The 6,913-nt window shown below is 55.7% G+C and carries 6 protein-coding genes and 1 pseudogene; 2 read left to right on the top strand and 5 right to left on the bottom strand.

Going from position 1 to position 6,913, the window contains the following annotated elements:
* A pseudogene (locus tag WIH05_RS02930) lies at positions 1 to 354 on the bottom strand (serine dehydratase subunit alpha family protein); the annotation flags it as partial.
* A 237-nt stretch (positions 355 to 591) separates the two neighbouring features.
* Between WIH05_RS02930 and WIH05_RS02925 the strand changes: the two are divergent.
* Entirely contained in the window at positions 592 to 1,473 is an 882-nt protein-coding gene (locus WIH05_RS02925) for a LysR family transcriptional regulator (protein WP_158357760.1), read from the top strand.
* On the opposite strand, the gene WIH05_RS02920 is transcribed toward WIH05_RS02925, so the two are convergent.
* Positions 1,470 to 2,756, bottom strand: a complete 1,287-nt coding sequence (locus tag WIH05_RS02920) for an MFS transporter (protein ID WP_337424953.1) — start codon at positions 2,754 to 2,756, stop codon at positions 1,470 to 1,472. The genes WIH05_RS02925 and WIH05_RS02920 overlap by 4 nt on opposite strands.
* A gap of 15 nt (positions 2,757 to 2,771) precedes the next feature.
* On the bottom strand, positions 2,772 to 3,830 hold the full coding sequence (locus tag WIH05_RS02915; RefSeq protein WP_022272511.1) for an NADH:flavin oxidoreductase: 1,059 nt from the start codon (positions 3,828 to 3,830) through the stop codon (positions 2,772 to 2,774).
* Positions 3,831 to 3,964: 134 nt separating this feature from the next.
* Here WIH05_RS02915 and WIH05_RS02910 point away from each other — a divergent pair, with 134 nt between their 5' ends.
* A complete protein-coding gene (locus WIH05_RS02910) occupies positions 3,965 to 5,071 on the top strand; it encodes a branched-chain amino acid aminotransferase (RefSeq protein WP_337424952.1) in 1,107 nt (368 codons plus the stop codon).
* Between the two features lie 86 nt (positions 5,072 to 5,157).
* Here WIH05_RS02910 and WIH05_RS02905 read toward each other — a convergent pair whose 3' ends face one another.
* Positions 5,158 to 6,702: a S8 family peptidase gene (locus WIH05_RS02905; RefSeq protein ID WP_337424951.1), complete on the bottom strand. Its 1,545-nt coding sequence runs from the start codon at positions 6,700 to 6,702 to the stop codon at positions 5,158 to 5,160.
* A partial coding sequence (locus WIH05_RS02900; protein ID WP_337424950.1) for a hypothetical protein occupies positions 6,695 to 6,913 on the bottom strand: 219 nt, incomplete at its 5' end. The genes WIH05_RS02900 and WIH05_RS02905, both read right to left, overlap by 8 nt.

The following is a 6,913-nucleotide window of genomic DNA, read 5'->3' as shown; positions in this document are numbered from 1 at the left end:
CTCCACGGAAATGGGTGTTTTTTCCAGGAACTCCTTCATTTCCGCGATCGCTTCCTTCTCTACACTGGCGATCACCTCCAGCTCCTTGTCCGGATCCCCGGCCACGATACCAGCCGCAGCCGCAGCCGGAATGCCCTTTAAATGGTCCGTGTTGGGCACAATCACCGATTTCACGTTCTTGATGACGCTTCCGCTGGCTCCGATCACCACCTTATCCGGCAGCTCTCCCAGCACCTTTCTGGCCACAGCAGCCGCATATGCCAGAGCGATGGGCTCTGTACAGCCCATGGCCGGTCTTAACTCCTCCTCCAGGATCTTAATGTAGGCATTGTACTTTACATTGGTCTTTTCCATGGTCATTCCTGTCCTTTCTTCTTATGGATCCGCTCTCCCCCGGCGGCAGAAACAAACGGACCAGAACTCCTTCTGGCCCCAGTCTTTTAAATCAGCATATCATAAGAAATGATAAAAGTAAAATTTAATGTTTTAAATATATTATTAAAATATTTTTATCGTTTACTTGCATTCCCATTCTTCATCCTGTATGATAGCCCCAGAAACAAAAAACAAAGATCTGCAAAGGATAACGCCATGGAATTACGCGAGATCGCCGCCTTCCTCCAGGTGGCACAGTTAAAGAGCTTTTCAAAGGCCGCCCGGGCCCTGGGCTATTCCCAGGCGGCAGTCACCATCCAGATCAAGCAGTTAGAACAGGAGCTGGGGATCCATCTGTTTGACCGCATCGGAAAACAGACCATCCTAACCCATCAGGGCATGGTCTTCTATGACCATGCCGCCGCCGTCATGCGGGAGATCTCCTGCGCCAGAGCCGCAGTGACCGAAAGCCAGGAGCTGACCGGGGCCCTGACCATCGGGACCATCGAATCCATCTGCGCCTCCATCTTCCCGGATCTTATGGAGGCCTTCCATAAGGCCCACCCAAAGGTAAAGGTCAGCATGGTCCTGGACTCCCCGGACGTGCTTCTGGACCGGATGAACCACAACGCCATCGACTTCGTGTACCTTCTGGATCAGAAGATCTACGACCACCGCTGGGTCAAGGTCCTGGAGGAGCCGGAGGACATTGTCTTCGTGGCCTCGTCTGCCCATCCCCTGGCTGGCCGGAAAGCCCTGGAGCTTAAGGAGCTCCTTCCGGAGCCCTTTCTCTTAACTGAAAAGGACGCCAGCTACCGGTTCGTTCTGGACCGGTATCTGACGTCCATGGATCTGCGGATCGAGCCGTTTTTAGAAATTGGAAACACGGAATTTATCATCCGCCTGCTGAAAAATAATGCCGGGATCTCCTTTCTTCCGGAGTTTTCCATTAAAAACGAAATATCGGCAGGACATCTGGCCGTCCTGCCGGTAAAGGATTTTCATATGCATATCTGGCGTCAGATCCTCTATCACAAGGATAAATGGGTCACCAGGGAGATGGACGCCTTCATCCGCCTGGCCCAGGAAGCGCCCTAAGCCCTTTTTTCTGCCCTCAGGCTCCGGCCCCCGGCCCACACCAGGGCCAGGGTGATCAGAAGGAGAAGGCCGCTGACTCCGATGGTCAGATCGTAGCTTCCGGTGAGATCATAAAATTTTCCAAACCAGGTATTAAAGGGAGACACCAGAAGAGTCCCAAACATGGTCACATAGGAATAGGCCGTCCCATAATCCTCGCCCTTCCAGAACAGCTTACAGAACAGCGGAGCCATCACGGAGGACAGGGGAGGCGTGATCCCGTAAAGGAGGGCTCCCGCCATGACGCTGGTCGGAAGTCCCAGGAGCAGAAGGACATGGCCGAACTCTGACACCAGAATCGAAAGTTCAAAGGTGCGGACCGCCCCGAACACGTCGCTGGCCTTTCCAAGAAACAGCTTGCTGGACATGTTTCCAAGGAGCGCCATGGTGGTCATCATGGCCGCAGCGGCCATGGGAAGGCCCGCATCCAGGCCGCAAGAGGTCAGGAACATGTTCAGGTAAGAGCCGGCCAGGGCTCCCGCATAGGCCAGAAGCGCCAGATAAAAAACCGGCTGCTTTGCCAGGGATGCCAGGGAAAGTCCCTTTTCCGGACCAGCCGCTACGGCTGACGGACCATTCTTTCTGACATCCGGCCTTTCTCCGGAAGCAGCCGCTGTTTCCGGAAGCTCCTCCGCCCCATAGGGGAGCATCCCCTTATCCGACGGCCGGTTCCTTAAAACGAACAGGGAGACCGGAAGGATCAGGACGATGCTGGCCGCCCCGATGATCCCGTAGCTGGCCCGCCAGCCCAGGGCCGGGATCATAAAGCCCAGGGCGCTGCTCCCCATCATGCCCATGAGGCCGGAAAATGCGGCGGAGATCCCCACAGCCATTCCTGCTTTTTTGTGGAACCAGTTATTTAAAAGGATGGGGGCCGCGATCATGCACAAAAATGAGGACGCGATCCCCTGGATCATACCGGCCGCATACCACTGCCACAGCTCTGTGAAGGTCCCCATGGCCATATTGGAGACGCCGAACACCACTGCCGCCGCGCTGATGACCGCACGCACGTCCAGCTTCTGGAAGCTCTTCGCCACAAATGGAAGGACCAGAGCAGAGCTTATGGAATAAAGCATCCGGTAAAACGTAAATTTCCCCATCTCAAATCCCAGATCCTGGCACACCGGAGAATAAAACACCCCGGAGCAGTTATTGATCAGTCCCAGGCTGGCTCCCTGCATGATACAGCAGCCAGCCAGGATGAACCAGGCATAATGGATCTTTTTTCTTCCCTTTTCCATGTCCGTAAGACTCCCCTATCTCTTTCTGTTAAAAAGCAGCTTCCCGGCACACTGATCCGGATCCGACCGCCACATACACGTTTTGCAGTACAGGCATTTCCCCGGGTCCCGTCCCGCCTTCACATCGCTGGCCCAGTTATAATTCACTAAAACGCCGCGGCCGATGTTGACCATATCCGCTCCGGTCTGCTTAAGAACGGCCTCTGCCGTCTCCCCGTCCTGGATCCCGTACACAGCAAAAACAGGAACCTGCACGGCAGCCCTGATCCGTTCTGCCCCGTAAATGGCCTCTGCGAAGGGATAGCCCTGCGGCTTCTCACGCACAGCTTCCTTATCAAAGCCATAGGACACGTTTATAAAGTCGATGCCCATGGCCTCCAGCTTTTTAGCATGGGCCACACCGTCGGAAAGTTCCGGCTCAAAGGCCCCCAGACGGATCCCCACCACAAATTCCGGCGGCGTCACCTTCCGGATCCCGTCGATGATATTTTTTACGATCTGCATATCTTCCGCATTATACAGATCTGTCCTCCGGTTCACCCGGCGGTTAAAAAACTGGCACAGCAGGTAATTGTGGCAGCCATGGAGCTCCACGCCGTCGTAACCGGCCTCATATGCCCTTCTGGCTGCTTCTATGAAATCCCCTTCGATCTTCTGGATCTCCTCCACAGAAAGCTCCCGCCCATGGCGCTCCCTTCCCTTAAAGACCAGGGAATAATCGCTGGGACATACGGGATCCTCTGTTTCAGACACCACCCCGGCGTGGTGGATCTGTAAAAGCAGCGGGACGCCCTCTCCGTGGACTGCCTCCACGATCCTCTTAAGCCCCGGCACATGGGCATCGCTCCAGATCCCCAGCTGGTCCCGGCTTAAACGGCCATTTTCGCTGACACAGGTGGCCTCCTGGATGATGAGCCCAGGTCCTCCCTTTGCCATGGCCCGGTAATGCTCCACGTTCTTATCCACCACCATGCCGCTTTCATCGCTCCATCCGAAGCAGACCATGGGAGGCACGCAGATCCGGTTCTGGATCTCCAGATTTTTCAGCTTCCATGCAGTAAATAATCGTTCCATTTTCCCCTTCCTTTCCATATATTCATATCGGTCATAACTTGAAATTATATTGTATCACATTTTTCGCATTTTTCATAGATTTTTTTCATCTTTTTTCCATAAAAAACTTGAAGTCTGCGGAAGAACTCATTATAATGGAAAAAAATAATTACCGGCCGCAAAAAAGCCCCGGAGGCTCCATTTCCGGCAAAAGCGGCAGAACGGAGGAAAAATCTATGGCAGCAAAAAACATCGACTGGGCCAATCTCGGATTCGGCTATATGAAAACCGATTACAGATACGTTTCCAATTATAAAAACGGCTCCTGGGACCAGGGAGCCCTGACCACCGACGACCAGATCCTCTTGAATGAGTGCGCCTGCGTATTCCAGTACGCCCAGACCTGCTTTGAGGGCTTAAAAGCCTACACCACCGAGGACGGCCATATCGTCACCTTCCGCCCCGACTTAAACGGCGAGCGGATGGAAAACTCTGCAAAGAGACTGGAAATGCCCGTATTCCCCAAGGAACGCTTCGTGGAGGCCGTTACAAAGGTCGTAGAGGCCAACGCCGATTATGTGCCGCCCTTCGGCTCCGGTGCGAGCCTCTATATCCGTCCCTATATGTTCGGATCGGATCCCGTCATCGGCGTAAAGCCTGCCAGCGAATACCAGTTCCGCACCTTCTGTACGCCGGTGGGCCCCTACTTTAAGGGCGGTGCAAAGCCCATCACCATCCGCGTCTGCGACTTTGACCGGGCAGCCCCCCACGGCACCGGCCATGTAAAGGCCGGTCTGAACTATGCCATGAGCCTCCACGCCATCGTGGACGCCCACCAGCAGGGCTATGATGAAAATATGTATCTGGACGCTGCCACAAGAACAAATGTGGAGGAGACCGGAGGAGCCAACTTCATCTTCGTTACAAAGGACAACACCGTGGTGACTCCCAAGTCCGACAGCATCCTTCCGTCCATCACCCGCCGCTCCATCCTCTATGTGGCCGAGCATTACCTGGGCTTAAAGGCAGAGGAAAGAGAAGTTCCCTTTGAGGAAGTGAAGGAATTTGCAGAGGCCGGCCTCTGCGGGACCGCCGCAGTGATCTCTCCCATCGGAAAGATCGTGGACCATGGAAACGAGATCTGCCTGCCCAGCGGCATGGAAAAAATGGGTCCCGTCACCCAGAAGCTTTACGATACCCTGACCGGCATCCAGATGGGCCGCATCGAAGCGCCCCAGGGCTGGATCCATGTGATCCGGTAAAAGGGAATACCAAAATGCAAAAAACCGTTGTTTTACAGACTGGCTGCTCTCCCTGCCATACCCCCTGTAAAACAACGGTTTTCTATTTACTGGTCCAGGACCCCCGGACCCTCCCGCAGATCTGCGATCCTTACGGTATAGGCCGTATCGTTGCCCCTTCTGTCCCTGGCATAAAACGTATAAACGCCCGCCTGGTCGATGCGGAAGGCGGCAATGTCACGGTTACTGACTGTAAAGGACTGGCAGTCCTCCCTTCCCCGGAACCATTCCGCATTCCGTTCTCCCGGCGCATAATAAAGAACGTCCAGATCCCCGTCAATATCCACGACCCTCACCTTCAGATACAATCCGGCCAGGGTCCGTTCCGTCCGGGCCTCCAGGTGGGGAGCTGTGCCATTTTCCGGCCTGCGCCCGCCTGCTTCAAAGGCATTCCCGGAAAGCGTCCCCAGGTCATACCTTAGGGCCGCCCCCACGTTTAACATTCCTCCGGTCTTTACCTTTCCGGAAAGACTGTCCAGGGGAGTCACAGAATTTAAAAGGATCTCCTTCACCTCCGCCGCCCCGATGCCTTCAAAATGGGACCAGACCATGGCCGCCGCCCCGGTGACCATGGGAGCCGCCATGGAGGTTCCTGTCATATAGCTGTATGTGTTTCCCGGCGTGGTACTTAAGATATAGCTTCCCGGCGCAGCCAGGTCCACCGATCCCACGCCGTAGTTGGAGCTTTCGTGGAGCTCTCCCCCGCAGGATATATTGGCTGCGGAGATCACATTGTCCAGCTCATAGGAGGCTGGATAGACCGGCGTCCTGTCGATATCCTTCCCGTCGTTTCCCGCTGCTGCCACAAAAAGCATGGAGGAATCCCGGATGGCGCAGTACAGGGCCTGGTCATTGGCAAGAGAAGTAAGGCTCAGATTGCAGATCGAAGCTCCGTTGTCCTCCGCATAGCGGATGGCCTTGATGAGAGCCGCTGTATTTCCTTCACCGTCCCCGCCTCCCAGAGCCTTCACCGGCATGAGCTTCACCCGGTCCCCCGGGATCATCCCAGAGATTCCAACACCATTGCTGGAGGACGCCCGGATGGTACCGGCCCCGTGAGTGCCGTGGCTGTCCTCGGAGCCATTATAGATCTGGTTATTGTTATGGTAAAAATTCCAGCCGTTCACATCGTCCGCGTATCCGTTTCCGTCGTCATCCAGGCCGTTTCCCGGGATCTCATCCTCATTGACCCAGATAGCTCCCGCCAGATCCTCATGGGAAATATCCACTCCGGTATCGATGACGGCCACCACCACGTCCCGCTTTCCCTCTCCGTAGGAGGCCCAGGCATCGGCCATCCCCACATCGATCCCGGCCGCTGCCCGGATCCGCTCCACCTGGACCAGCATGCCTAAAATCTCCGGCTCCTCAAAGTGCCAGTCCCCGGGCGCCCATGGCTGTCCAAAGGGGTCGTCGTAGACCGCATACCGGTTCTTCTCCTCTTCAATGGAAAAGGTCCCGTCATTATAAAAAGCCCACTGTTCAGAAAAGGACGGATCCCCCGGCGCATAAGGCGCGCCGTAGGAAGCCGTCCACGGGAGTCCGGCGGCCAAAAATGCCGCCAGTCCCCCCGACAAGATCCATTTATTCATTTTCAGCCCCTCCGGTCTCCGCCTTCCGGCCTTCCGGTACATTTCCAGCCGTTTCCGCCGCAGGCCCCCCCCCTTCCAGTTCAGACGGAACCTGGGTCCGGCTGTCCGTTTCCGGTGCAGCCCCGGACGATTCCCTGGGTGTCTCCGGCCGTTCCATGGCCGCCGGATCCACAGGAGCGCCTCCCATGCGTTTTTTCTCGGGCCGGATCTC

This window comes from Alitiscatomonas sp., from assembly GCF_037242085.1.
Classification (GTDB): Bacteria; Bacillota; Clostridia; order Lachnospirales; family Lachnospiraceae; genus Alitiscatomonas; species Alitiscatomonas aceti.
This window is presented reverse-complemented; position numbering and strand designations above follow the sequence as displayed.

Excerpts from the sequence above, each read along its gene's own strand:
- WIH05_RS02905 (WP_337424951.1), bottom strand. The coding sequence starts at position 6,702 with ATGAATAAATGGATCTTGTCGGGGGGACTGGCGGCATTTTTGGCCGCC.
- WIH05_RS02910 (WP_337424952.1), top strand. The coding sequence starts at position 3,965 with ATGGAAAAAAATAATTACCGGCCGCAAAAAAGCCCCGGAGGCTCCATT.
- WIH05_RS02915 (WP_022272511.1), bottom strand. The coding sequence starts at position 3,830 with ATGGAACGATTATTTACTGCATGGAAGCTGAAAAATCTGGAGATCCAG.
- WIH05_RS02920 (WP_337424953.1), bottom strand. The coding sequence starts at position 2,756 with ATGGAAAAGGGAAGAAAAAAGATCCATTATGCCTGGTTCATCCTGGCT.
- WIH05_RS02925 (WP_158357760.1), top strand. The coding sequence starts at position 592 with ATGGAATTACGCGAGATCGCCGCCTTCCTCCAGGTGGCACAGTTAAAG.